We start from the raw sequence: 25,095 nt of genomic DNA, 5'->3' as shown, positions 1-25,095 counted from the left end.
GTGTGCAGTTTTGGTCACTATCCATAGCGTATTGAGGGGTCGAGAGATGTCAGTCGCCACCAGCCTTATCGAAGAGTCGTCGGCCCGGATCGCCTCCGCGCCGGCAGAAACGCTGTATCAGTTCAATGAATCGCCGCTGCTGGCCCGCCAGAGCCAACAGGAATCCAATGCCCGCAGCTACCCGCGCCGGATTCCCCTGGCGCTGAAGCGCGCCAAAGGCCTGTACGTCGAAGACGTCGAGGGTCGCACCTTCATCGATTGTCTGGCGGGTGCCGGCACCTTGGCGTTGGGGCATAACCACCCGGTGGTGATCGAGGCGATCCAGCAGGTGCTGGCCGATGAACTGCCGCTGCACACCCTGGACCTGACCACGCCGGTGAAAGACCAGTTCGTGCAGGACCTGTTCGGCCTGCTGCCACCTGCAATGGCCAAGGAAGCGAAAATCCAGTTCTGCGGCCCGACCGGCACCGACGCGGTGGAAGCCGCGCTGAAACTGGTGCGCACCGCCACCGGGCGCAGCACCGTGCTGTCGTTCTCCGGCGGTTACCACGGCATGAGCCAGGGCGCCTTGAGCCTGATGGGCAGCCTGGGCCCGAAAAAGCCGCTGGGTGCGCTGCTCAGCAACGGCGTGCAATTCATGCCGTTCCCGTACGACTACCGTTGCCCGTTCGGCCTCGGTGGCGCGGCGGGTGTGAAGGCTAATCTGAGCTACCTGGAAAACCTGCTCAATGATCCCGAGGCTGGTGTGCAATTGCCGGCGGCGGTGATCGTCGAAGCGGTACAGGGCGAGGGCGGTGTGATCCCGGCGGACATCGAGTGGCTGCGCGGTCTGCGCCGCATCACCGAAAAGGCCGGTGTGGCGCTGATCATCGATGAGATCCAGAGCGGCTTCGCCCGCACCGGCAAGATGTTTGCCTTCGAACACGCCGGCATTACCCCGGACGTGGTGGTGCTGTCCAAAGCCATCGGCGGCAGCCTGCCGCTGGCGGTGGTGGTTTATCGCGACTGGCTCGATACCTGGCAGCCGGGCGCTCACGCCGGGACGTTCCGTGGCAACCAGATGGCGATGGCCGCTGGCTCTGCCGTGATGCGTTACCTGGTCGAGCACAAGGTTTGCGAACACGCTGCTGCCATGGGTGAACGTCTGAGCGAGCACCTGCACATCCTGCAGCGTGACTTCCCGCAACTGGGCGACATTCGCGGTCGTGGCCTGATGCTCGGTGTCGAGTTGGTTGATCCGAACGGCACGCCGGATGCACTGGGCCATCCGCCGGCGTTTGCGCGCCTGGCGCCGCTGGTTCAGCGCGAATGCCTCAAGCGCGGGCTGATTCTGGAGCTGGGCGGGCGCCATGGTGCGGTGGTGCGGTTCCTGCCGCCGCTGGTGATCACCGCCGCCGAAATCGACCGCGTCGCCGAGATCTTCGGCCGTGCACTCAGCGCGGCGACCGCAGCCCTGTAAATTTTTCGCCGCGTCGAACGTTCTTTCTACATACCCGGCTGCACCGTCGTGCAGCCCACCCTTACAGCGATGGAGACACAGCATGACGTCAGTATTCGACCGCGAGGACATCCTCTTTCAAGTCGTGGTCAACCACGAAGAGCAGTACTCGATCTGGCCGGACTACAAGGCTATCCCGGAAGGCTGGCGCACCGTGGGCAAGAGCGGCCTGAAGAAGGAATGCCTGGCCTACATCGAAGAAGTCTGGACCGACATGCGCCCGCTGAGCCTGCGTCAGAAGATGGAAGCGCAAGCGGCTGCCCAGTAAGTCGCCGGACAAAAAGAAACCCGCTGGACTGGAAACAGTCAGCGGGTTTTTTCACGTCCGGGATTTTTGTTGACTGTGAAGGCCTCATCGCTGGCAAGCCAGCTCCCACAGGTTTCTGTTGCGTTGCGCATTACTCGCGAACACCTCAAATCACTGTGGGAGCTGGCTTGCCAGCGATGAACGATGACGTGGTCCTAATGGCCTCAGGCGCCGGCCAGACCCTTGAGCAACGCATCCACATTCCCTTCCAGCTCCGCCACCGGATCCGCCGCATCGGTGCTCAGCACCAGCAGATGACTGCCCGATTCGGCAATCGCCGCTTTCACCGCGTCCGATGGCTGCCGATGGTGCAGCACCACCGCTACGTCATTGTCTTTCAGGGTGGCGGTCAGTTTTTTCAGATCCTCCGGCGTCCATTCGGAATCCGCGCGGGCATCCTGTCCGATCAGCTCCAGGTTCAGGCTGCCGATCAGGTAACCGAAGTGATCGCTCAGGCTCATCACGCTCAGGTTGTCGGCACTGGCCAGACGCGCCTCGCTGTCGGCACTGAGTTTCAGCAGGCGCTGCTTCAGTGCTGCCAGATTGGCCTCGATTTTCGGTTTGTCCTTCGGTGCCAGGCGCACCAGATCTGCCGCCATCACGTCGGCCATACGGCCCATGTTGTTGCTGGCCAGCCACGGCTGGCTGTTCAGGCCATCGACTTTCAGCCCCGGTTGCACAGCAATGCCGGGCAGGGCGCCGTCCACCGGGCGAGCCGCGTCGACTTCGATGATGCGGATGTTGCTGCGGCGGGCAATCGGGTACAGCGGATCATCGGCCCACAGCGAGCGCACGCCGATCACCGCATCGGCGCCAGTGGCCAGTTTGCTCAGCGCCGGGGCGCCGCGACCGGTGAAGTAGGCGGTCTGACGGCTGCCCGGCAGATTCGCCGGCGCAGCGCGTTCGAGGCTGATGTCGGTGCCCTTGAGCAGGACTTCGCCCAGACCATAAGTGATCGGCAGCGAGGCCAGCACCCGCAACGGTTTCTCGGCAGCCAGCAGAGGGCTCGAAACCGCGCCGCTGAGGGCGATGGCCAGGGTCAGTTGTCGCAATGTAAAAGCCATTTATCCAAGGTTCCCTTTCAGACTGGGGACGACGCCCCGGGCAATCGCGGCGAGGGCGAAGGCGATACCGGCGACCAGAATGATCGCGGCGCCGGACGGAATCGGCAGATCGAACACGATCGGCGCAAGAATCCCGCACAGGGTGCTGACCGTGGCGATCAGCACCGAGCACCAGAAAAAGCCCTTGAGCGACTGGCTGAGCAGACGCGCAGCCGCCGCCGGAATCACCAGCAGCGCACCGACCAGAATCGCGCCGATGACTTTCACGGCGGCGACGGTGATCAGCGTCACCAGAATCACGAACAGGTAATCCAGGGTTTTCACCGCGACGCCACGCACCGCCGCCAGCTGCGGGTTGAAGCTGGCCAGCATGATCCGGTTGTACAACGGCAGGGCCAGCGCCATGACCAGTGAGCCGACAATCGCCAGCACCAGCAGGTCATTGCCGTTGACCGTCAGCACCGAGCCGAACAGCACGTTTTCCAGAATGTGCACGTTGATCTTGCCCGCCAGAATCAGCAGCAGGCTGGCGCCCAGGGCGAGGGACACCGACAGGAACACGCCGATCAGCGTGTCCGGGGCCAGGCCGGTACGGTTGCGCAAGTAGTTGAGCAGAATGCCGAACAGCAGGCAGTAGCCGAACAGGCTGCCGTACGGCCCGGTGTAGGGCTCGCCGAGCAGAATGCCGATGGCCACGCCGGTCAGTGCCGCGTGGCCGACCGCCTCGGAGAAAAACGCGAAGCGCTTGACCACCACCAGCGTGCCGAGGCCGCCGAGCACCGGGCCGATCAGCAGGCCGGCAAGCAGCGCATTGACCACAAACCCGTAGGCCAGGGCTTCCGGCAGGTAGCCGGAGGAGGCCCAGCCTTGCACCATCAAACGAAAGGCTTCGTAACTCATCAGGCAGCGCTCCGTGGATGGGTCGAGAACAGGGTCAGCAGGCGTTCCGGGGTCAGGGCCTGTTGCGGCGTGGCGTCGAACAGTACCCGGCGGTTGAGACCGGTGACGCGATTGGCCAGACGCCCGACTGCTTCCAGATCGTGCTCGATCCACAGCACCGTGATGCCCGCCGCGCGCCAGTCGCCCAGCAAACGCTCGAACACCTGGATCCCGGCTTCGTCGAGGGCGGACATCGGTTCATCCAGCACCAGCAATTGCGGCGCCGGAATCAGGCCCTGGGCGAGAAGCACCCGCTGGCGTTCACCACCGGACAGTGCGCCCATCCGCCGCTTGCGCTTGTCCTGCATGCCGACCCGCTCCAGCGCATCACCGATAGCGCCGGCGTAGCGTTTGCTCAGACCGAGAAAGGCCGGGCGGCGCTGGCACATGGCGGCCATGAAATCATCGACGGTCATCGGCAGGCCCCGATCAAACTCCAGCGCCTGCGGCACGTAGCCGATGGTGCCGGGCTCGCCTGGCCATTGCAGGCTGAGCCGGCCCTGATGGGGCATCTGCCCGAGCAGGGTCTTGATCAGCGAACTCTTGCCGCCGCCATTGGGGCCGACCAGCGCATGCACGCTGCCGGGTTGCACCTGGAAGGTGACCTTGTCCAGAATCGTCGTGCGGCCGAGGGTCAGGCTGACGTCGGCGAAATCCAGGGTCGGGCCGCTGCTGGCAATCGACAGGTTTTCCTGAGCTGTCATGCGCCGGACTCCTGAATCGCCCGAACCACGGTGTTGAGGTTGCCGGTCATTTCCTTTTCGTACTTGTCGGCGGTGTATTCACCGTAGGAAATGTGCGACAGCGGGTACAACTTCACACCGGATTCGCGCTGAATGGTGTCGACGTAGGTGGACGGGAAATCCATCTCGGAGAAGATCACTTTCACGTCCAGTTCCCGCAGTTGATCGATGGTTTTCTTCAACTGGCTCGGGCTTGGCTCGATGCCGTGGGCCGGCTCGACCACGGCGGTGACTTCCAGACCGAACTCGCGCAGCAGGTAGTCGTAAGCGGCGTGCACCGTGGCCACCCGCAGTTCGGCATTTGGCGCCTGGGTCAGCTTGGCCAGGGCATCGGCGCGCATCTGCCGCAGGCGTTTGCCGTAGGCGCGGGCATTCTGGGTATAGGTCTTGGCGTTGTCCGGGTCGAGCTTGCCCAGTTCCCGGGCGATGTTGTTGACCTGGGCAATCGAGGCGCTGATCGACAGGAACGTGTGCGGGTTCACCACTTTGCCGGCACCGCGCGCGGCAACCCCGGTGGCGGCCAGCAACGGCACGTTTTCGTTGGCTTCGATGGTCTTGATGTCTGGCGTTTCGCTGGCGGCGATCATGCGGTCGGCGAAGTCGTCATGGCCGACCCCGTTGAGCACGATCACATCCAGCCCGCTGATGCGCTTGATGTCTTCGGCGCGCGGCTCGTAGGCGTGCGGGTTGAAGCCGGCGGGAATCAGCGGCACGACTTCGGCCTTGTCGCCGACGATGTTCGCCACATAGCTGTAATACGGGTGCAGGGTGATGCCGATGCGCAGGCGCTTGGCCTGATCGGCGCTGGCCAGCGGGCTCAGCAGGCAGGCGCACAGACCGATCAGCAGCAGGCGCAGGAAAGGACGGCGTTGAGATGAACTAGGCATGGGCAAGCGGTCTTCTCTCGGATGAAGGCGAGGGTTCAATGGCGATGCTCGCGGGTTACCCCGGCATCGAATTGCGCGACGATCTGTTTCCATCCGGCAGCAGTCAGTGCCGTGTCGGACAGGTCTTGCGGCGCTTCGAGATCTGCGGCGCGGTTGAGCCAGATATCCGGCGCGGCGTCGTTCAGGCGCATCAGAAACGAACCGGCCACAGCCGGGGCCTGGCTGTGGCCGAAGTAGGCGCGGTCTGCCAGCAAGTGCCAGGCGTGACCGCCACGACTGATCGAACTGGCGTCCTGGGCAAACGGAGCGAAGCCTTCATCGGCCAGGTTCTGCGGGGTCGGCAGCGCTTGCTGTTCTTCGCGCATCAGGTGGATTTCGTCGAGGGTCACGCGCAGATCGGCGTAGATACCTTGCTCGCTGGCGCCCAGGTCACGGCGGGCATCCAGTTGGTGGCTGGAGACTGGCTCCGGTTCGTGGGAGACACCGCGCCATGCGACTACCGATCCGGCGACCGCGAGGATCAACAGGCACATCAGCAGCACATTGAGGGTTTCGTGCCCGGCACCGGCCGGGCGTACAACCTGGGTGGTCGGTGTGATCATGGGGCTTCGATATCCGCTTGGTCGATTTCGACCACATGACCGGGGCCGGCGTCGAACAGCACGTAGAACTCGGCGCCGGGCTTCTTGAAGGTCAGGGTCGAGTCGGCACCGAGCTTGCCCGGCACCAGAATGGTTTCGTCATAGCCGATCACATCGAGGGTCACCCCCGGTGCGCCGCTGCCGTCGGAGAAGCCGCCGGTGCATTTGATTTGCTCGGCGTCGATGGCCTTGCACTCGCACATCGGGTTATGGGCCAGGGCGCTGGCGCTGAAACCGGCACACAGCGCCAGCATCAGGCTGTTAAGGCGCAGGCGGGAAAAGCGTCGGGCGAGAGTCATGGTTTGGCTCCTTGTTTGTTCAGCCAGGCGATGGTGGCGGGGGAGGCCTGGCTCAGGGGGATCGAGGCCTGATGCATGCTGCCGTCCCAGCCTTCCATGGTGATCCACAGATCGGCGTCGGTTTTGGTCTTTTCCGGAATCGGCAACTGGGTGCCCATGCGATACGGCGTGCCGAAGAAGATCACCCCGGCGGCTCGCAGGCTGCGGGGTTTACCGATACGCAGGTAGGTGGCCTTGACCTGATCGATACAGGCATCGCAGAGCGCGACATTGAAGCTTTTCATGTACCCGGCCGGCCCGGCGGGGCGGGGCGCCTCGTCACGGAATTCGGCCATTCTCAGGCTCCAGGGGCCGACCTGGATTTCGCCGACTTCGCGTTCGCCCAGGCCGGTGTCGCCGCGAAACAGCGCCTGATCAGCGAAGTAGCGGGGCATGAAGCCCAACGGGATCAACAACAGCAGCACGTTGATGTGGAAGCGCCACTTGTGCCAGAACAGGCTCAGGCGTGAAGGGCGTGTCGCAACATTGGACTGGCTCACAGGTTGACCTCCGACGGTTCACGGCTCAGGGCCGGTTGCGCCTTGACGCGTTGCTTCTTGTGCTCGCGCTTGAGGGCGTTGGCAGTGGCCAGTGCGGTGCGTTTGGTCCAGATCAGCAGCCCGCTGAGCACCATCATGCTCAGCAACAGCCCGAAGAAGAACCAGATCAGCTTGATCCACAGCCCGCCGAAGTCGCCGGTGTGCAACGGCCGCATGGACTCTGTGACGAACTCCAGGGACGTGCGGTCGGACAACAGGCGCGATGCCGCGATTTCACCGTTGTACGGGTTGATCGTCGCGCGCTGATACATCAGCGGATACCAGCCGCGCCCGCCGATATCGAGGTGGCTGTAGGCATTGCCCGGCAGGCTGACGTAGCTGGTTTCCAGCCCGGGGATTTTCTGCTGGGCGATCTCGATCGCGCGATCAAGGCTGATTTGCGGCGCTGGCGAGCCGTCTGCCGAGAGGGGCACGCTCTCACGGGACATGGCCGGGATCACCGGTTCGCTCGAGATGGAAATGTGATTGTCGGCCAGCAGCGCCTGAATCAGGAACCAGGTGCCGGTGATGGAAATCACCGCGATGAACCAGATGGACCAGATGCCGCTGAGGCGGTGAAAGTCGCCCCAGAAAATCCGCGCGCCGTGGCGGAAACGCAAGGTCGGACTGAAAAATCCTTTCCAGAAACGCTTGTACACCACCAGCCCGGTGACCAGCGAGGCGAGCATGGGCAGGCCGAGGATCGATACCAGGTACCAGCCCCAGCTGTAGCCATTGGTGAAGGGCACCAGCCACCAGCCGTGCAGAGCGCGGGTGAAACCCTTGAAGTTGAACGCCGGGGCCTCACCCTGAATGACGCCCGTGTACGGATTGACGTAGACCGTCAGCGAGCGCCCGTCGGGATAGCTGACGCGGACATCGAGGGCGAAGTGCGATTCATCGGGGCGGTCGATCTCTTGCACGACCGTTTGCGGTTCGGCTTTCTTGATGGCCTCGATGATCTGGTCGTAGCTGAGCAGCGCTGAATCGTCCGACGGCGCGCTGGCGCGCATTTGCGGGTTGGCCAGCCAGACGATTTCCTGGCTGACCACCGCCAGGGTGCCGGTGACGCAGACGATCAGAACAAAAAACCAGATCGGCAACGCCAGCCAGCTGTGTACCAGGAACCACAGTTTCGAGCGGGATTTCTTCGACATGATGACGGATCTTGATTCAGTGAGAGGGCGCGGTACTACGGGCTTCGCAGCACGGGGGCCCTGAAAGGCCGGTCGTGGCTTTTGCCTACGCGAACGGCCGCATCTCTATAAGACGGATGACCGAAGCAAATCCCGATAAACGATATGAAAGTAAATGTTTCGCGATTGCAGGTGGCTGCCGCTCGGGCGGATTTCTGTGGGGGGAGGCGAAGCAATCCGACGGCGCGTGCCGCCGGATTGAAGGAGGAGATCAGCGGAGAAAGTCGAGCGCTTCGGTCAGCAACAGTTCAGGGACTTCTTCGGCGAGGTAATGCCCCGCAGGCAGGGCCTTGCCCCTTACATCGGTGGCAACCCGTCGCCATTCGCCGAGCGGATCGAAGCAGCGACCGACAGTGCCCTCGGCGCCCCACAGCACCAGCAATGGCAGACTCAGGTGACGACCGGCCATGATGTCGGCGCGATCATGTTCCAGGTCGATGCCGGCACTGGCGCGGTAATCCTCGCAGATCCCTCGGGCGCTACCGGGACGTTCCAGGCAACGCCGATATTCGCTGAACGCCTCGTCGGTGAAGGGTGCAAGCCCGGCGCTGCGGCTGCCCATGACACTGCGCAGGTAACCTTCGGGATCGGCTTCGATCAGGGTTTCCGGCAACGGCGCCGGACGAATCAGGAAAAACCAGTGCCAATAGGCCCGTGCAAAAGCTTCGTTGGTCTGGCTGTACATCGCCAGCGTCGGCGCGATGTCGAGCAGAACCATGCGCTGCACGACGGCGGGATGATCGAGCGCCAGACGATGGGCGACCCGCGCGCCACGGTCGTGGGCAAGGATCGAGAACTGCTCGAAACCCAACGCCTTCATCAATTCCACGCCGTCGCGGGCCATCTCGCGCTTGGAATAGTTGAGGTGAGCTTCATCCGCCGGCGGACGACTGCTGTCGCCGTAACCACGCAGGTCGGCAGCGACCACCGTGAAGTGTTCGGCCAGTTGCTCGGCGATCTTGTGCCAGATCACGTGGGTCTGCGGGTGCCCGTGCAACAGCAGCAGGCCCGGGCCGCTGCCTTTGATGCGGTGGGTGATGTCCACACCGTTGACGTGGCGCTGGTCTTTGACGAATCCGGCAAACATCGGGTGATCCTTTATTCAGGCGCGTGGCCTGCATCCTGAAATCACCGGGGATTAATGACAAGACGTGAAGCGTGGTTTGGCGGTTCATGAATCGTGTTCGCCCATCCCCGCGCGTTGCGCGGGAATGGATATTCGGCGTGGCTAACCTTGCTGAAACATATCTTTTGCCCGTTGCTCGATCTGCTCTTGGGTCAGGTCCTCCTTGCGCGTGGCGAGGAACCACAGATGCCCGTACGGATCCTTCAACGTCCCGCTGCGGTCGCCGTAGAACTGATCCTTGACCTCGGACACCGAGGTCGCGCCGGCCTCCAGCGCACGCTGAAAGGATTTGTCGACATCGGTCACGTACAGATGCAAACCGACCGACACTGTTTTGTCCGGATTGCTCAACGGCCCTTGATCGCATGGCGAGCCGAGCATGATCGCACTGTCTCCGATGCGCAGTTCGGCGTGGCCGATGCCGCCGTCGGGCATGCTCAGGCGCATGACTTCGGTGGCACCGAACGCCTTTTTATAAAAGTCGATGGCTTCGGCAGCTTTGTGAATGCCGAGGTACGGGGTAATGCTGTGATACCCCTCGGGAATGGGTTTGACGCTCATGGCGGTGCTCCCTGTTATTTGTTGCCTGGTTTTTATTAGAGGTTGAAGGTGTGCCTTCGCCGGGGTTGCCGGTCGCTCAACTATAGATCCGTGCCGCCGCCATGGCCGAGCAGCCGACGAGCAGCCCTCGCGATGCCGGAGCGGAGCGAGTCCTCAGTCGGGAACGTCGAGAAAGTGCGCCCCCGGCCCTTGCTCGCCCAGCACGTCGCCCTGATTGCGCAGCGGGCAGGCCTCCATCGACAGACACCCACAACCGATGCAACCGGTCAGTCGATCCCGCAGCAGCATCAACTGATTGATTCGTTCGTCCAGCTCACGCCGCCACTGTTCCGACAACATTTTCCAGTCCGCTGCCGTTGGTGCGCGGTTGTCCGGTAGCTGTTTCAACGCCTCGCCGATTTCCGCCAGTGGAATGCCCAGGCGTTGCGCCACTTTGATCAGCGCCACGCGCCGCAGAACTTCCCGTGGATAGCGCCGCTGGTTGCCGGCGTTGCGCTGGCTCCTGATCAACCCTTTGGATTCATAAAAGTGCAGGGCGGTGACCGCCACGCCGCTGCGGGCCGCGACTTCGCCGACGGTCAGTTGCTTGTGCAGATTTTGCGCAGTGATCATTTGAACATTGCCCCTTGACCTCTAGTTAACTCGAGGTTTTACCCTGCAGGCCTTCGAATCGCAAGATTCGCCTGACCGAGTGGGGATCTCATGCAAGCACCAGCGAAAAACCGCAGCTTTACCCAATTGATCGAATTTGAAATCGAACCCGGCCAGCAACCGGCGCTGGTGTCGGCGCTGGCGGTGCAGACCGAACGTCTGGCACAGCGTTACGCCGGTTTCGTCAGCGCCAGCGTCCAGGCCAGCGACGATGGCCGGCGAGTGTTGAGCTTTCTGCAATGGCAGTCCCGCGAGGCGGGGGAGGCGGCGTTCCAGAGTTTCGAAACCGGCGAGCAGGATTTCTGGCAACTGATCCGCACCCATCAGGCGCGCACCGTGACCTTCGGTTCATTCCAGGTGCTGAGCAGCATCGCCCGCAGTCACGACGACGGCTTGCACTGCCAACTGGTCGGCTAGATCGACAGCTGGATCAAGCGCTCGCCTTGCAGGTTTTCCGTGGGCCGCCGCTTGTTCACTGCCAGCTCGCCGATCTTGATCAGCCGCGTGCGGGTCACGTTGCGGCTCAGGCCGAGCAGGGACGCGGTGTGCACCTGGTTGTAATGGCAGAAGCGATAGGCCGCGCGCAGCAATGCGTCTTCGACTTTTTCATGCAGGGCGCCGGCCTGTTGTTCGAAGAGTTTCTGGAAGGCGCGTTCCAGCAGCGCTTCCGGTGAGTCGTCGGCGGTTGCGTGCTGATCGTCGGGACGGTCGATGCGCAGGCTCGACAGGCGCAGATCGTCGCGTTCGATCACGCCGTTACGGCAGATCAGCAGCGTATGATGGATAACGTTTTCCAGTTCGCGGATATTGCCCGGCCAACTGTAGCCGCGCAGCTTGTGTTCGGCGCCGGGACTGATGGTGACGCGTCCGTAACCCAGGCGCTGACTGTAGGCTTCGATGAAATGCCGGGTCAGTGGCAGGATGTCGCCGGGTCGCTCGCGCAACGGGCTCAGCTCCAGATTCACTACGTTCAGCCGGTAATACAGATCTTCGCGGAAATGCCCGGCGTTGATGGCTTTCTCCAGTTGCACATTGGTTGCCGCCAGCACCCGCACATCGATGGGAATACTCTTGCGCGATCCGAGGCGCACCACTTCGCGTTCCTGCAACACCCGCAGCAATTTGACCTGAATCGCCATCGGCAGATCGCCGATTTCATCGAGGAACAAGGTGCCGCCATCCGCCTCTTCAAACCATCCGGCCTTGGCGCTGAGGGCGCCGGTGAAGGCGCCTTTTTCGTGGCCGAACAGTTCGGCTTCCACCAGCGATTCGGAAAACGCCCCGCAGTTGACCGCGATGAACGGCCGGTTACGCCGGTTGCTCAGGTTATGGATATGCCGCGCCACCAATTCCTTGCCGGTGCCGGTTTCGCCGATGATCAGTACACTGGCTTCGCTCGGTGCGACCTGTTGCAGATGCGCGAGCAGGGCCTGGGATTTCGGATCTTCGAAGACCTGGGCGGTGGCGCGAATCGACGTGGCCAGGGCGGGTGAGGGCGGCAGGGTCAGCAGTTGCATGGGTCTCGCTCCACGAAAGGAAATCAGGAATAGAACGTCGGCACCGGCAGGGACTGGTTCAGCGCCCAGTCGCCCAGCTCGTGGAGTTTGTAATCCAGCGGGTCGTGCAGGGTTTGCGTGCGCAGGTTGCGCCAGTGCCGGTCGAGGCGCAGCGACGCGTGGGTCGAACGGGCGCCGGTCACTTCGAACAGTCGGCTACAAATCTCCAGGCCCTGTCGACTGGCGGCGACCTTGGCCGTGGCAATCGCCGTGGCCAGATGCCCGCGTTCTTCGGCACTGAGGTTCGGGCCTTTGGCCCAGGCCTCGTCGAGCAGTGCAGCGGCGCGTTCCACCAGCAGACGGGTGCCTTCGAGAGCGACCCAGAACTCGCCGTAATGGGCCAGCACATAAGGATCTTCACGCACCTCGCGCACCGATGATTTGTGCCAGACACGGGTTTCGCTCAGGGTGTATTGCCGCGCCTCTTCAAAGGCACCTTCGGCGATGCCGAGAAACATATGCGTGAACGTCAGTTGCGCGATCAGAGGGCGCAGGCAGGCGAACGGGGTACTCAGCGGGCCCGGATCCAGCAGCAGTTCCGATTCCTCGACCCGCACCCGTTCGAACGTGGCGCTGCCGCTGTCGGTCTGGCGCTGGCCGATGTTGTTCCAGTCGTTGTGCAGGGTGATGCCGCTGCGCCCACTAGGGATCGCCGCGATCAGCAGTTTGCCGCCGTTGCTTTCGTCCACCGCCGAGGCGATCAGCATCTGCGAATCGCTGGCGCCTGAGCAGAAACTTTTCTTGCCGGAAAACTCGCGCCAGCCGCCCAGGTCCTTGACCACGGTGCGGGTGTCCAGCGGATTGAGCGCGTTGCCCCAGAACCAGTTCTGCCGCGCGGTCTGTTCGAACCACGGTTGCCATTGTTCCGGGCGTGAAAACAGCCGCACGGTGGCGAGCATCAAATGATGAAAACCGAAGACGTGGGCGATCGAGCTGTCGACCTTGGCGAACTCGCGCACGACTTCCAGGGTTTCGCTCCAGCGCGCGCCGAGGCCGCCGTAACGGGTGGGAATGCTCAGGGCCAGCAGACCGCTGTCGCGCAGGGCGTCGCGTTCGGCTTTCGGTGTGCCGCCGCGCTCGTCGCGCTCGACGGCGGTCAGGGCGAATTCGGCGGCCAGTTGGCGGGCGGTCTGCAACGGGGAGAGCAGGGTGCTTTGCGGTTTGGCAGTCACTCGGTCTTCCTCAGGCGTTGGCTTTGGCGGGCAGTACATCGTTGGCGATCATTTCGCCGAACGGCCCGGTGAGGTTGGTGACACCGCGTCCGGCCAGGCTCGCGTACGGCTCGGGCAACAGCGGGAAGACCAGTTCGGCAAAGCGGTAGGCTTCTTCGAGATGCGGATAACCGGAGAAGATGAAGCTCTCGATGCCCAGATCCGCGTACTCCTTGATCCGCGCCGCCACTTGCTGCGGATCGCCGACCAGAGCGGTGCCAGCGCCACCGCGCACCAGACCGACGCCGGCCCACAGGTTGCGGGCGATTTCCAGGTTGTCGCGGCGCCCGTCATGCAGGGCGGCCATGCGCCGCTGGCCTTCGGAGTCGAAACGGGAAAAGGATTTCTGCGCAGCCTCGATGGTTTCGTCGCTGATGTGCTCGATCAGTTTGTCGGCGGCTTTCCAGGCTTCCTCGGCGGTCTCGCGCACGATCACGTGCAGGCGGATGCCGAACTTCACTTTGCGCCCGTGACGGGCGGCGCGTTCGCGCACGTCGGCGAGTTTCTCGGCGACGGCGGCCGGTGGTTCGCCCCACGTCAGATACACGTCGACCTGCTCGGCGGCCAGATCGTGAGCCGCGTCGGAGGAGCCGCCGAAATACAGCGGCGGATAAGGTTTCTGCACCGGTGGATACAGGGCTTTGGCGTTCTGCACCTTCAGGTGTTTGCCTTCGAAATCCACCGCCTCGCCTTGCAACACGCGGCGCCAGATCTTGAGGAATTCGTCGGTGACTTCGTAGCGTTCGCTGTGGCTGAGGAAACTGCCGTCGCCACGGTTTTCGTCCGGGTCGCCGCCGGTCACGACGTTGATCAGCAGGCGGCCGTTGGACAGTCGATCCAGGGTCGCGGCCATGCGCGCCGAAACGGTTGGCGAGATGATCCCCGGACGGATCGCCACCAGATAACGCAGGCGTTCGGTCAGCGGCACCAGGGCCGATGCGATCACCCACGAATCCTCGCAGGACCGCCCGGTGGGAATCAGTACGCCGTGGTAGCCGAGGCTGTCCGCAGCTTGCGCCACCTGTTTCAGGTAATTGAGGGTGACCGGGCGTGCGCCTTGGGTGGTGCCCAGATAGTGACCGTCGCCGTGGGTCGGCAGGAACCAGAAAACATCCATGAACAGCTCCTCAGGCGATTTTCAGCAACGGTTTGAGGTGAGCACCGAACAGCGGCGCGGCGCGTTCGGCGGCCAGGCGGATGCGCGCCTTGAGCGGCTCGCTGGTGATCTGGTAGTCGGCGAAATCGGCTTCAGTGGCGTACACGCCGATCGGCAGGGTCACGGCCTGGAAGAAGCTGAACAGCGGGCGCAACTGGTGATCGAGGACCAGCGCATGGCGTTCGCTGCCACCGGTGGCGGCGAGCAGCACAGGGGTGTCGATCAGTGCATTCAGATCAATGAGGTCGAATAGGTGTTTGAGCAAACCCGGATAGGAGCCGCGATACACCGGCGCCGCGACGATCAGCAGATCAGCCTGTTCGATGGCTTGCAGTTCGGCTTCGATCTCGGCCGGCAGTTCTTGACGGGACAGCGCGGCGCCCAGCGGGCGGGCGATGTCACCGAGTTCGATCAGGTGACTCTCGACCGGCAGGTGCCCGGACAATTCGGCCAGCAGGGCCTGGGTCAGCACCAGGGTGCGGGACGGACGCCAGGTTCCGCCGGACAGGGCGACGACTTTCAGTGGACGCGACATGGTCAGTTCCTTTTTTCAACAGTTGCTCGACGAGCAGTGAGTAGTCACCGGAGCAGAGCAAGCGCTGTACCAATACCTGTAAGGCCCGTATTCCGGGGCTTCGAGCGTTGTCGGCGGCTGTGCTCATGTGACTTTCAGGCCGGTTTGTTGAACTGCTGTTGCCTGGGAAACAGTTGCTGGAGCAACAGTGCCGAACGCAATGAAGGATTTATAAAGGCTGACTGTTATTCCGCAAAAGACTGTTAATTGATATTGATAGGTCTTTTGAGAATATGAGAGTGAATCCTGCCCGAATTCTGATAGCCACTATTGAGAGCGTTGATTTCTGCCAAAGCGTGCCCGGGCGTAGCCTTTCTCCATCGACCCCACACTGCTCGCCAGGACGCTCCCATGAATCGTTTACTGACTGTTTCGCTGATGCTCGCTGTCTCCGTTCTCGCTGGTTGCGCGAGTCATGTTTCCCCGGAACTGCGCCCTTACACGGCGGAGGAAACCCGCGAACTGGCGCTTGAATCGCTGAACCGTCGCGGTCTGTCCTTCGAGGAATATCACGCGAAAAAAGCCGAATTGCTCGGCCAGCCACAGAAGACATTCGGTTTCGATACCAAAGGTGAAATGAGCGCCGAACGGGCCGTACAGCTGCACGGTCGTCCAAGCTGATTGGGAACTGTACTGCTCGAAGTTTTGCCCAACTGTCCGTGGGTTTGCGCGGCGCCGTGGGATAGGGTCAACACCTGAATGACCCTGACGGACTGCCTGCCATGACCCTCTCGCTCGACCTGTTGCTGGGCTTTGCCCTGTTTGCCCTTGTCACCTCAATCACACCGGGGCCGAACAACACCATGTTGTTGGCATCGGGGGTGAACTTCGGCTTTAACCGCACCATCCCCCATATGCTCGGCATCACCTGCGGCTTCTTCATACTGGTGGTGGCGGTGGGATTTGGCCTGGGCGCGGTATTCCAGACCTATCCGCTGCTTTATACGATCCTGCGTTATGTCGGCGCGGCGTACTTGCTTTATCTGGCGTGGAAAATCGCTCACTCCGGCCCGGTCGGCGACAGTGAGCAGGGCGAGGCGAAACCGATCAGCTATCTCGGTGCGGCCGCTTTTCAGTGGGTCAATCCCAAGGCCTGGATCATGGCCATCGGTGCCATCAGTACCTACACGCCGATGCAGGGTTACTTCACCAATGTAATCGTGATTGCGGCAGTGTTCGCCATCATCAATCTGCCGAGCGTCGGTGTCTGGGCGGCGTGCGGGACTCTGTTGCGCAACGTACTGAAGGATCGCCGCTGGTTGCGGGTGTTCAACTGGGGCATGGCGGCGCTGCTGGTGATTTCGCTGTATCCGTTACTCCTTGAAAGCTTTGGCTGACGCAGTGCTACAACCGCCGGCCCGATGCCTGTTAAAGTCGCGTTCAGGAGCGTTCCTACGCACTTTTAAATGAAGTTGTTCTTCTTTAACGGCCTCCGATCAGGTATTGATGACGCTCTCGAACCCGGACGCAGCTCACAAGGCTGCGTCGTGCCGTTTGCAGACACGAGCATCCTGATCCCGGAACACGCTCTGCGAGTCTTTTTATGAACACACGTCCGCTGTATTTCGATTACGCCGCCACCACCCCGGTGGACGAGCGGGTCATCCAGGTGATGATCGAGTGTCTGGGTTTCAACGGTAATTTCGGCAACCCGGCTTCCAGCTCCCACGCCTTTGGTCAGCAGGCCCGGCAAACGGTCGAGAACGCTCGCCGGCAAGTCGCCGAACTGGTTGGCGCCCAGGCGCAGCAGATCGTCTGGACCTCCGGCGCCACCGAATCCAACAACCTTGCCCTTAAAGGTGTGGCCCAGGCCCGTGGAGTTTCCGGCGGGCACATCATCACCAGCCAGATTGAACATAAAGCCATCCTCGACACCGCCCGGCAATTGCAGGACGCCGGTGTCGCCGTGACCTACCTGGTGCCGGACGCCGAAGGCCTGATCGCCCCGCAAGCGGTCAGCGAAGCGATGCGCGATGACACCTTTCTGGTGTCGCTGATGCTGGTCAACAACGAACTCGGCACCGTCAACGACATCCCGGCCATCGGCGAAGTGGTGCGTGGGCGTGGGGCGTTGTTCCATGTCGATGCGGCGCAAGGCGCCGGCAAGGTCGCGATCGATCTGGCGCAATGGCCGGTGGATCTGATGTCGTTCTCGGCGCACAAGCTCTACGGCCCCAAAGGCATCGGTGCGCTGTACGTCGGACCCCGTGCGCAGCTGCGTTTGCAGGCGCAGATTCATGGCGGTGGGCACGAGGGCGGCTTGCGCTCCGGTACGCTGGCGACTCACCAGATTGCTGCCATGGGCTCGGCGTTTGCCCTGGCTGCCGAGGCCTTCGATGACGAGAAGAAAACCATTGTCGCGCTGCGCGAGCGACTGCTCGAACAACTCTTGAGCCTGCCCGGCGTACGCCTCAACGGCAGCAGCACCCAACGTATTCCGCACACCTTGAGCCTGACCTTCAGTGAAGGCGAGTTCAACCCGGCGGCGCTGAGCCATTCGATCGCGTTTTCCGCGACCTCGGCCTGCAATTCCGCGAGCAATACACCGTCCCACGTTTTGCTGGCATTGGGGCACGACGCGCACCTGGCGGGACGCACGATTCGCCTGAGTCTCGGCCGTTTCACCACCGCCGAAGACATCGACAAGGCTGTAGAACTGATCAAGACCGCCTGCGCCAGTGCTCCGGCATTCTGGGCGACAGGGCTTTAACGAGCCGGCTTCGAACGGCACCAAACAATAACGATGAAGTGATTGGCAGGAGACATGATGAGTACCCAGACCTTGACCGAAGGAACGGTTCCCCAGCGCCTCGCGCACACCCGTGAACTGATGCGTCGCGAAGGTATCCACGCGTTGCTGGTGCCGTCCGCCGACCCGCACCTGTCGGAATACCTGCCGGGTTACTGGCAGGGTCGGCAATGGCTGTCGGGTTTCCATGGCTCGGTCGGCACCTTGATTGTCACCCCCGATTTCGCCGGGGTCTGGGCCGACAGCCGTTACTGGGAACAGGCGACCAAGGAACTCAAGGGCAGCGGCATCGAACTGGTGAAACTGCAACCGGGTCAGCCGAGCCCGCTGGACTGGCTGGCCGAGCAGACGCCGGAAGGTGGCGTGGTTGCGGTTGACGGTGCGGTGATGGCCGTTGCGTCGGCGCGCACGCTGGGCAGCAAGCTCGAAGCCCGGGGTGCCAGCCTGCGGACCGACATCGACTTGTTGAAAGAAGTCTGGAGCGACCGTCCGGCGTTGCCGAACGCGCCGATCTACCAGCACCTGCCGCCGCAGGCGACTGTCAGCCGTGGCGAAAAACTCGCCAAACTGCGCGAAACCTTGCAGGAACGCGGCGCCGATTGGCACTTCATCGCCACCCTTGACGACATCGCCTGGCTGTTCAACCTGCGCGGCGGTGATGTGTCGTTCAACCCGGTATTCGTTTCCTTCGCGCTGATCAGCCAGCACCAAGCCACGTTGTTTGTGGCCTTGAGCAAGGTTGATGCTGAGCTGCGTGCCGTGCTGGAAAAGGATGGCGTGACCCTGCGCGACTACAGCGAAGTCGCCGATGCCTTGCGTGCGATTCCGAACGGCGCGAGCCTGCTGGTGGATCCGGCGCGGGTTACCAGTGGCCTGCTGGATAACCTCGACAGTGGCGTGAAGCTGGTCGAAGGCTTGAACCCGACCACTCTGGCCAAGTCGCAGAAGAGCCTGGCGGATGCCGGGCATATACGTCAGGCGATGGAGCAGGATGGCGCGGCGTTGTGTGAATTCTTCGCCTGGCTGGAATCGGCCTGGGGCCGCGAGCGCATTACCGAGCTGACCATTGACGAAAAACTCACCGCTGCCCGTGAGCGTCGTCCGGATTACGTTTCGCTGAGTTTCAACACCATCGCTGCATTCAACGCCAATGGCGCGATGCCGCACTACCACGCCACCCCGGAAGAGCACGCGGTGATCGAAGGTGATGGCTTGTTGCTGATCGATTCCGGTGGTCAATACCTGGGCGGCACTACCGACATCACGCGCATGGTGGCTGTTGGTACGCCGAGCGAAGAACAGAAACGTGACTGCACCCGAGTGTTGAAGGGCGTGATTGCGTTGTCCCGCGCACATTTCCCGAAAGGCATTCTGTCGCCACTGCTGGACGCGATTGCCCGTGCGCCGATCTGGGCCGAGAACGTGGACTACGGTCACGGCACCGGTCACGGCGTGGGCTACTTCCTCAATGTGCACGAAGGGCCGCAGGTGATTGCCTATCAGGCGGCGCCAGCGCCACAGACTGCCATGCAGCCGGGCATGATCACCTCCATCGAGCCGGGCACTTATCGTCCGGGCCGTTGGGGTGTGCGGATCGAGAACCTGGCGATGAACGTTGAAGCGGGAAGCAGCGAGTTCGGCGAGTTCCTCAAGTTCGAAACCCTGACCCTGTGCCCGATCGACACCCGTTGCCTGGAACCGTCGCTGCTGACGCAGGAAGAGAAGCAATGGTTCAATGCCTATCACGCCGAAGTGCGCGAGCGTCTGAGCCCGCTGCTTGAAGGCGCGGCACTGGAATGGCTGAACACGCGTACTGCCGCTATCTGATCGGTTGAAGCTCGGGCGCTGCTGCCAGCGCCTGGGTCATGAAATCGACAAACGCGTTGACCCTGGCGGACTGGCGACGGTTCGCCGGTGACACGGCGTGAATCGGCAGCGGTAATGTCTGGTAGTCCTGCAACAGGGCGACCACTCGCCCCACCTTCAAATCTTCGCTGAACAGCCAGACCGGTGACAGCGAAATCCCCAGTCCTCCCAAGACCATTTCGCGGATCGCTTCCGAGTTGTTGCTCTGGGCGTTGCCATGGATGCGTATGTTGTGGTGTTGGCCATCCTGCTCGTAGGTCCACAGGTTCTGAGTGCTGAGCAGGTTGAATTGCAGGCAGTTGTGCTGCGCAAGATCCTGAGGTGATTGTGGGTGACCGTGGCGTTTCAAGTAGTCGGGCGTCGCCACCGTGAGCCGGTGGGTGGTGCCGATGCGCCGGGCGATCATGCCGCTGTCGTTCAACTCGCCGATGCGCAGGCTGACGTCCAGCCCTTCACTGACCAGATCCAGATTCTGATCGCTCAGTTGCAGGTCGATCTGCACCTGAGGATAACGCTGCAGAAATTCCGCCAGCCGCGAGGCGATCTGCAAACGGCCGAAACTGACGGAGGAGCCGATCCGCAAAGTTCCGGCCACGGTTTCCCTGCCGGATTGGAAACTGTGCTCGGCGGCATCCACCGCCGCGAGGATATTTCGACATTCGTTGTAGTACCGCTGACCTTCATCGGTCAGTGACAGCTTGCGTGTGCTGCGGGCAATCAGCTTGCCGCCCAATTCATTTTCAAGGGCGCGCAGCACTTTGCTGATGGTCGGCTGGGTGGTGTGCACTTCCCGGGCAACGGCGGAGAAACTGCCGCGTTCGACCACCCGAACGAAAATGGCCATTGCGTTGAGCTTGTCCATGAAGCGCCTCATTCATGCCGATCTGGCATGCTCACTATAGTCATTTGGCTTCTTATCGGCATGGATCTGTTGCGGGAACATGGCTTCACTTTCTCCCACAGGAATGACCGAAATGACTGACTCACTGCATATGAATGCCCTGATAGTGGACACCGCTAACGGGCCGTTACGCTTGGTTTCCCTTGAGCGCCCCGTGGCTGGGGCTGGACAGGTATTGGTGCGGATCAAGGCCAGCGGTGTGAATCCGCTCGATCTGAAGATCCGTGCGGGGCAGGCCGCCCATGCCCGGCAACCGTTGCCGGCGGTGTTGGGGCTGGATCTGGCGGGTGTGGTCGAAGCAGTGGGTGAGGGCGTGCAGAATTGGGCGCCGGGCGATGAGGTGTATGCGTTGGCCACGGGCATTGGTGGCGCGCAAGGTTCGTTGGCCGAGTTTGCAGTGGTGGACGCACGACTGCTGGCGCGTAAGCCTTCGAACCTGAGCCAGCGTGAGGCCGCGAGCCTGCCATTGATATTGATCACGGCGTGGGAAGGCCTGGTGGATCGGGCTCGGGTGAGTGCGGGGCACAAAGTGTTGATTCACGGCGGCGCAGGTGGCGTCGGGCATGTGGCCGTGCAACTGGCCCGTGCATTCGGTGCCGAGGTTTTTGCAACGGGTTCTGCGGGACAGCGATCGATTATCGAAGGTTATGGTGCGACGTTCATTGATTATCGAGAAAGGTCCGTGGAGGACTATGTCGCCGAGTTCACGGCGGGGGAGGGGTTCGACATTGTCTATGACACGGTCGGCGGCGAGACGCTGGACGCCTCTTTCAAAGCCGCACGGATCTACAGTGGGCATGTGCTCAGCTGCCTCGGTTGGGGGCAGCATAGTCTTGCGCCGTTGTCGTTTCGTGGGGCGACATATTCGGGAGTGTTCACCTTGCTGCCATTACTGACCGGCAGTAGGCGTGAGCATCATGGCGAGATTTTGCGCCAGGCTGCCGCGTTGATTGAGTCCGGGCAGCTGCGACCGCTGCTCGATCCGCATCGGTTCACGCTGGAAACCGCAGCAGAAGCCCATGAGCTGCTTGCAACGAAAGCAGCTCAGGGGCGTTTGGTTGTGGAGATTTAGCGAAGGGCTTCCAGCACGAAGTCGAGCCGGTCCTGACCGAAGAACAACTGGTTGTCGATGAACATGCTCGGTGCACCGAAGACGCCACGCTTCACGGCGGTTTCGGTGTTGCCCTTGAGTGCTGTCTTGATCGCTTCATCGTTGGTCAATGCCAGTACTTCTTCAGGATTGAAGCCATGTTCCGTCAGCACGACGGCAACTGTTGCCGGTTCATCTAGGGCGCGGCCTTCAACCCAAAGCGCTTTGAACAGGCAATCGATGAAAGCCAGGAAGCGATCCGGATGACGCAGTTGAATACCGGTGACCGCGCGCATCAGCATCAGGGTATTGATCGGGAAATGCGGGTTGAATTTCAAGGGGACGTCGTAACGTTTGGCGTAACGGTCCAGGTCCTGAAACATGTAACGACCCTTGGCCGGGATCATTGCCGGAGACGCGTTACCGGTGGCTTTGAAGACGCCGCCCAGCAACATCGGAATGTAGATCAACTGGCTGCCGGTCTCGGCGCAGATTTTCGGCAGTTGGGTGTACGCCAGGTAAGTGGCGGGGCTGCCGAGATCGAAATAGAACTCCACGGTTTTGCTCATATTCGCTGCTCTCTGTTTTTGTTATTGGGGGATTACCAGCGTTCGTTCCAAGGCCGCAGGTCCAGTTCGAACGTCCAGGCGTCCCGTGGCTGACTATGCAGATACCAGTAGTTCTCGGCGATATGCTCTGGATTGAGAATGCCGTCCTGGTCCTTGGTGGCGTACTTGTCAGGGAAATTGTCGCGGATGAAATCGGTATCGATGGCGCCGTCGACCACGACGTGGGCGACGTGAATGTTCATCGGGCCAAGCTCTCTGGCCATGCTCTGTGCCAGAGCCCGGATACCGTGCTTGGCTCCGGCAAACGCGGCGAAACCGGAGGCACCGCGCAATCCGGCAGTCGCGCCGGTGAACAGGATAGTGCCGCGGCTACGGGTCACCATCCGTTTGGCGACTTCACGGGCGTTGAGAAAACCGGAGAAGCAGGCCATTTCCCAGATCTTGAAATACTTGCGTGCAGTTTCTTCGAGGATGCTGCAGGGCACGTTGGCGCCGATATTGAAAACGAATGCTTCAATCGGACCGAGGCGGGTTTCGATATCTTCGATCAGCGCAATGACGTCTTCTTCCTTGCGCGCGTCGCAGGCAAAACCGTGGGCTTCACCGCCGTCCGCCTGAATCGCTTCCACCAACGGCTGCAATTTGTCGGCGCTACGCCGCGTTACGCACGCGACGAAACCTTCCCTGGCGAACCGCTTGGCGATGGCACCGCCCGTGGCATCACCTGCACCGACAACCAATACGACCTTCTTGTTATTCATGGGTGGATCCCTTTAGTAAACGATCGTTAAGTGAACGAACGTTATGCTAGGGTTTGCTCAGCGTCAAGGCACTCAATTGTGAGGACAAATACATGCGGTACTCCGCCGGTCACAAGCTGGAAACCAAAGAAAAGCTTCTGCAAAGCAGCTCGCTGTCTGCGAAAAAGACCGGGTTTTCATCAATAGGCGTCGATGGCCTGATGAAGGCGATCGGCCTGAGTGGGGCGGCGTTCTACAGTCACTTCTCGTCCAAGGATGCCTTGTTCGCGGCTATCGTCGAACGCGAGTTGTGCCAGAGTCTTGAGCGCTTGGGCGGGCAGGGTACGCAGGATCGCGAGCGGCTGGAGCGGTGCCTGAAACTTTATCTGAGCATGGCTCATGTCGAGCAGCCTGAGTTGGGCTGCGCATTGCCTGCGTTGGGCGCCGAGATTGCGCGGTCGGATAATGTTCTGCGGGAACAGGCCGAGCTGTGGATTTGCAAGCTTCAGGAAAGTTGGGCGCAGATTCTGGAAAGCGACAGCCTGGCTTGGGCGATTCTGTCGCAGTGTGTCGGGGCGCTGGTAGTGGCACGAATGCTGGCGTCCCCGCAGGTTCAGCAGCGGGTGCTGAAGTCCTGCCAGGAAGAAATCGGACACCAGCTCGCTGCATCTCGACAATAGCGGCGATGGTTTATTTGCAGATGACGATCATGCTGCGGCTGGTATAGCCGGCAGGGTTGAGGCCAAAGGGGTAATCACCCGGCTCTTCCACCGTATCGCCTGATTTTGCAATGACTTTGTAGCCCTTTGGTGCGCAAGAGTTGGCGGCGCTGGTGTAGCACTTGTCCCAAGAAGAGGACAGCCCCGAACAGTTGATGTGCAACCCTTTCTTGCCATGTTTGACGTGGGTCTTCGACGTCGCCGCGCAGCCTGCAACAGCCAGTATGGCGATCAGTATCAAAATTCGTTTCATTACCGTCCTTATGGCGGCCTCGAGTCTGGCGCTCGGGTCTGCCTGTATGCGCTCTCGCTTGAAGCGTTCTGATGTCCCTATCCGAAAAAATCCATGTCTGGCATTGGGTTGCGAGGCTAAACATGGCCTAAAAGAGCGCCAATTGCCAGACCTTCGTAAAATCCTCTTTCAATCTGCCGCGATGGCGGGTTTAGAGGTGCTGCCCATCGTCATGGTTGCTCCGACCGAGGCCAGAATAATGCACAGAATTGCCATCCATTGTGACAAGGAAAGGTATTCCTGCAGAAACAGCAGACCTGATAGCGCACCAAACGCTGGTTCGATACTCATCAATGTGCCGAAGGTGCGTGCGGGCATTCGGGTGAGCGCAACCATTTCCAGCGTGTAGGGCAGGGCCGTGGAGAGGATTGCAACGCCAATGGCGATCGGAATCAGTGCAGGTGTCAGCAGTGCGCTGCCGGCATGGACAATGCCAATGGGGGCAACGAACAGGGCGGCGATCATCACGCCAAGCGCCGCGGTGGTCACACCGTTATCCGCGCCCGCCTTTTGGCCGAACAGAATGTAGAGCGCCCAGCAAACCCCCGCTCCCAGCGCATAGCCTGCGCCGATCAGATCAATACCCGCCGTTGTAGCGCCAGTTGGTATCAGCAGCAACAATCCGATGGCAGCCAGTGCAGTCCAGAGAAAGTCGATAGCGCGACGTGAGGCATAGATGGCGACTGCCAGCGGGCCGGTGAACTCCAGAGCGACTGCGATGCCGAGCGGAACGGTACGTAACGACATATAGAAGAGGAAGTTCATACCTCCCAGCGCCATCCCGTAGACAATCACTGTGCGCAGCGACTTGGCTGTCAGCTTCGCTCTCCAGGGTTTGAGCAGTAACAGCATGATCACGCTGGCGAAGATCAGGCGAAGCGTTGTCGTGCCTTGAGCGCCAACAATGGGGAACATACTTTTAGCCAGGGATGCGCCGGACTGGATCGATGCCATGGCTATTAATAGTAGGCCAACCGGTAACAGGGTTGAGGCAAGGCTGCGAGGCTGGTCGTTCATTGCGTGGAATCATCCGGGGAGGTAGCTGTTGTGTTGAGCAATATAGTGCGCACTCGCTACGTTCCCGTCTATATAGGAGCGGTCATTTTCCCTTTCTTGATAGAAAACTCAAATTAAGGGTTGACGGCAGATTCTGAGTCTCTATAATTCGCCCCACTTCCGGCG

The 25,095-nt window shown here is 61.5% G+C and carries 29 protein-coding genes; 9 read left to right on the top strand and 20 right to left on the bottom strand.

What is annotated here, in order from left to right:
- Positions 1-46 precede the first annotated feature (46 nt).
- Both QLG12_RS27445 and QLG12_RS27440 read left to right on the top strand, forming a co-directional pair.
- On the top strand, positions 47-1,459 hold the full coding sequence (locus QLG12_RS27445) for an aspartate aminotransferase family protein (protein WP_197869067.1): 1,413 nt from the start codon (positions 47-49) through the stop codon (positions 1,457-1,459).
- Between the two features lie 82 nt (positions 1,460-1,541).
- Entirely contained in the window at positions 1,542-1,766 is a 225-nt protein-coding gene (locus QLG12_RS27440; RefSeq protein ID WP_011335246.1) for an MbtH family protein, read from the top strand.
- A gap of 203 nt (positions 1,767-1,969) precedes the next feature.
- Here QLG12_RS27440 and QLG12_RS27435 read toward each other — a convergent pair whose 3' ends face one another.
- From QLG12_RS27435 to soxR, 11 genes are all read right to left on the bottom strand, one after another.
- Entirely contained in the window at positions 1,970-2,869 is a 900-nt protein-coding gene (locus QLG12_RS27435; RefSeq protein WP_282475554.1) for a zinc ABC transporter substrate-binding protein, read from the bottom strand.
- Entirely contained in the window at positions 2,870-3,769 is a 900-nt protein-coding gene (locus QLG12_RS27430) for a metal ABC transporter permease (protein WP_003226663.1), read from the bottom strand.
- Positions 3,769-4,512, bottom strand: coding sequence for a metal ABC transporter ATP-binding protein (locus tag QLG12_RS27425; RefSeq protein WP_064598222.1), 744 nt, complete (start codon positions 4,510-4,512; stop codon positions 3,769-3,771). The genes QLG12_RS27430 and QLG12_RS27425 overlap by 1 nt, the downstream gene beginning before the upstream one ends.
- On the bottom strand, positions 4,509-5,438 hold the full coding sequence (locus tag QLG12_RS27420; RefSeq protein WP_197869065.1) for a metal ABC transporter substrate-binding protein: 930 nt from the start codon (positions 5,436-5,438) through the stop codon (positions 4,509-4,511). Before QLG12_RS27420 ends, QLG12_RS27425 begins: the two co-directional genes overlap by 4 nt.
- Positions 5,439-5,473: 35 nt before the next feature.
- Positions 5,474-6,040 (bottom strand): DUF6162 family protein, encoded by a 567-nt coding sequence (locus QLG12_RS27415; protein ID WP_282475553.1) that lies wholly within the window; start codon positions 6,038-6,040, stop codon positions 5,474-5,476.
- A complete protein-coding gene (locus tag QLG12_RS27410; protein ID WP_197869063.1) occupies positions 6,037-6,378 on the bottom strand; it encodes a hypothetical protein in 342 nt (113 codons plus the stop codon). The genes QLG12_RS27415 and QLG12_RS27410 overlap by 4 nt, the downstream gene beginning before the upstream one ends.
- Positions 6,375-6,917 carry a thiamine pyrophosphate-binding protein gene (locus QLG12_RS27405; RefSeq protein ID WP_197869062.1) on the bottom strand — a complete coding sequence of 181 codons (543 nt, stop codon included), beginning with the start codon at positions 6,915-6,917 and terminating at the stop codon, positions 6,375-6,377. Before QLG12_RS27405 ends, QLG12_RS27410 begins: the two co-directional genes overlap by 4 nt.
- Positions 6,914-8,113, bottom strand: coding sequence for a PepSY domain-containing protein (locus tag QLG12_RS27400; protein WP_197869061.1), 1,200 nt, complete (start codon positions 8,111-8,113; stop codon positions 6,914-6,916). Before QLG12_RS27400 ends, QLG12_RS27405 begins: the two co-directional genes overlap by 4 nt.
- Before the next feature lie 250 nt (positions 8,114-8,363).
- Entirely contained in the window at positions 8,364-9,239 is an 876-nt protein-coding gene (locus QLG12_RS27395) for an alpha/beta hydrolase (RefSeq protein ID WP_197869060.1), read from the bottom strand.
- A gap of 141 nt (positions 9,240-9,380) precedes the next feature.
- Complete coding sequence (locus QLG12_RS27390; protein ID WP_197869059.1) at positions 9,381-9,839, bottom strand: VOC family protein; 459 nt, start codon at positions 9,837-9,839, stop codon at positions 9,381-9,383.
- Positions 9,840-9,992: 153 nt separating this feature from the next.
- Positions 9,993-10,451, bottom strand: coding sequence for a redox-sensitive transcriptional activator SoxR (gene soxR / locus QLG12_RS27385; RefSeq protein ID WP_197869058.1), 459 nt, complete (start codon positions 10,449-10,451; stop codon positions 9,993-9,995).
- Between the two features lie 90 nt (positions 10,452-10,541).
- On the opposite strand from soxR, the gene QLG12_RS27380 reads away from it, so the two are divergent.
- Complete coding sequence (locus QLG12_RS27380) at positions 10,542-10,907, top strand: antibiotic biosynthesis monooxygenase (protein ID WP_007955823.1); 366 nt, start codon at positions 10,542-10,544, stop codon at positions 10,905-10,907.
- Here the strand turns inward: QLG12_RS27380 and QLG12_RS27375 are convergent.
- From QLG12_RS27375 to msuE, 4 genes are read right to left on the bottom strand one after another with little or no spacing between them, the layout of a single operon-like run.
- On the bottom strand, positions 10,904-12,007 hold the full coding sequence (locus QLG12_RS27375; protein ID WP_197869056.1) for a sigma-54 dependent transcriptional regulator: 1,104 nt from the start codon (positions 12,005-12,007) through the stop codon (positions 10,904-10,906). The two genes, QLG12_RS27380 and QLG12_RS27375, sit on opposite strands and share 4 nt — an antisense overlap.
- Positions 12,008-12,030: 23 nt before the next feature.
- Positions 12,031-13,218 (bottom strand): acyl-CoA dehydrogenase family protein, encoded by a 1,188-nt coding sequence (locus tag QLG12_RS27370; protein WP_282475552.1) that lies wholly within the window; start codon positions 13,216-13,218, stop codon positions 12,031-12,033.
- A 10-nt stretch (positions 13,219-13,228) separates the two neighbouring features.
- Positions 13,229-14,374, bottom strand: coding sequence for an FMNH2-dependent alkanesulfonate monooxygenase (gene ssuD / locus QLG12_RS27365; protein ID WP_282475551.1), 1,146 nt, complete (start codon positions 14,372-14,374; stop codon positions 13,229-13,231).
- A 10-nt stretch (positions 14,375-14,384) separates the two neighbouring features.
- A complete protein-coding gene (gene msuE / locus QLG12_RS27360) occupies positions 14,385-14,948 on the bottom strand; it encodes an FMN reductase (protein WP_197869054.1) in 564 nt (187 codons plus the stop codon).
- 390 nt (positions 14,949-15,338) lie between these two features.
- On the opposite strand from msuE, the gene QLG12_RS27355 reads away from it, so the two are divergent.
- The 4 genes from QLG12_RS27355 to QLG12_RS27340 all read left to right on the top strand — a co-directional run bounded on the left by QLG12_RS27355 (position 15,339) and on the right by QLG12_RS27340 (position 19,563).
- Positions 15,339-15,608 (top strand): hypothetical protein, encoded by a 270-nt coding sequence (locus QLG12_RS27355; protein WP_011335229.1) that lies wholly within the window; start codon positions 15,339-15,341, stop codon positions 15,606-15,608.
- A 101-nt stretch (positions 15,609-15,709) separates the two neighbouring features.
- The gene (locus QLG12_RS27350) at positions 15,710-16,324 is read left to right on the top strand and encodes a LysE family translocator (RefSeq protein ID WP_197869053.1); all 615 of its coding nucleotides are present in this window, start codon (positions 15,710-15,712) and stop codon (positions 16,322-16,324) included.
- 206 nt (positions 16,325-16,530) lie between these two features.
- On the top strand, positions 16,531-17,697 hold the full coding sequence (locus QLG12_RS27345; protein WP_197869052.1) for an aminotransferase class V-fold PLP-dependent enzyme: 1,167 nt from the start codon (positions 16,531-16,533) through the stop codon (positions 17,695-17,697).
- Positions 17,698-17,754: 57 nt separating this feature from the next.
- Positions 17,755-19,563 carry an aminopeptidase P family protein gene (locus tag QLG12_RS27340; protein WP_197869051.1) on the top strand — a complete coding sequence of 603 codons (1,809 nt, stop codon included), beginning with the start codon at positions 17,755-17,757 and terminating at the stop codon, positions 19,561-19,563.
- Here QLG12_RS27340 and QLG12_RS27335 read toward each other — a convergent pair.
- Entirely contained in the window at positions 19,556-20,464 is a 909-nt protein-coding gene (locus tag QLG12_RS27335; protein ID WP_282475550.1) for a LysR family transcriptional regulator, read from the bottom strand. The two genes, QLG12_RS27340 and QLG12_RS27335, sit on opposite strands and share 8 nt — an antisense overlap.
- Positions 20,465-20,576: 112 nt before the next feature.
- Here QLG12_RS27335 and QLG12_RS27330 point away from each other — a divergent pair, with 112 nt between their 5' ends.
- Positions 20,577-21,575, top strand: a complete 999-nt coding sequence (locus QLG12_RS27330; protein WP_197869049.1) for a zinc-dependent alcohol dehydrogenase family protein — start codon at positions 20,577-20,579, stop codon at positions 21,573-21,575.
- Here QLG12_RS27330 and QLG12_RS27325 read toward each other — a convergent pair.
- Both QLG12_RS27325 and QLG12_RS27320 read right to left on the bottom strand, forming a co-directional pair.
- On the bottom strand, positions 21,572-22,162 hold the full coding sequence (locus tag QLG12_RS27325; protein WP_282475549.1) for a 2-hydroxychromene-2-carboxylate isomerase: 591 nt from the start codon (positions 22,160-22,162) through the stop codon (positions 21,572-21,574). The two genes, QLG12_RS27330 and QLG12_RS27325, sit on opposite strands and share 4 nt — an antisense overlap.
- Before the next feature lie 32 nt (positions 22,163-22,194).
- Positions 22,195-22,923, bottom strand: coding sequence for an SDR family oxidoreductase (locus QLG12_RS27320; protein WP_197869047.1), 729 nt, complete (start codon positions 22,921-22,923; stop codon positions 22,195-22,197).
- A 92-nt stretch (positions 22,924-23,015) separates the two neighbouring features.
- Here QLG12_RS27320 and QLG12_RS27315 point away from each other — a divergent pair, with 92 nt between their 5' ends.
- Positions 23,016-23,582: a TetR/AcrR family transcriptional regulator gene (locus tag QLG12_RS27315; protein ID WP_197869046.1), complete on the top strand. Its 567-nt coding sequence runs from the start codon at positions 23,016-23,018 to the stop codon at positions 23,580-23,582.
- Between the two features lie 10 nt (positions 23,583-23,592).
- Here the strand turns inward: QLG12_RS27315 and QLG12_RS27310 are convergent, their stop codons facing one another.
- On the bottom strand, positions 23,593-23,874 hold the full coding sequence (locus QLG12_RS27310; protein WP_064378543.1) for a hypothetical protein: 282 nt from the start codon (positions 23,872-23,874) through the stop codon (positions 23,593-23,595).
- A gap of 168 nt (positions 23,875-24,042) precedes the next feature.
- A complete protein-coding gene (gene rhtA, locus QLG12_RS27305; RefSeq protein ID WP_282475548.1) occupies positions 24,043-24,930 on the bottom strand; it encodes a threonine/homoserine exporter RhtA in 888 nt (295 codons plus the stop codon).
- Between the last annotated feature and the right edge of the window lie 165 nt (positions 24,931-25,095).

Source organism: Pseudomonas sp. V88_4 (assembly GCF_029967985.1).
GTDB classification, from domain to species: Bacteria; Pseudomonadota; Gammaproteobacteria; order Pseudomonadales; family Pseudomonadaceae; genus Aquipseudomonas; species Aquipseudomonas glycinae.
Note: the sequence above shows the minus strand (reverse complement) of the source record. Positions and strands in the feature narration are given on the sequence as shown.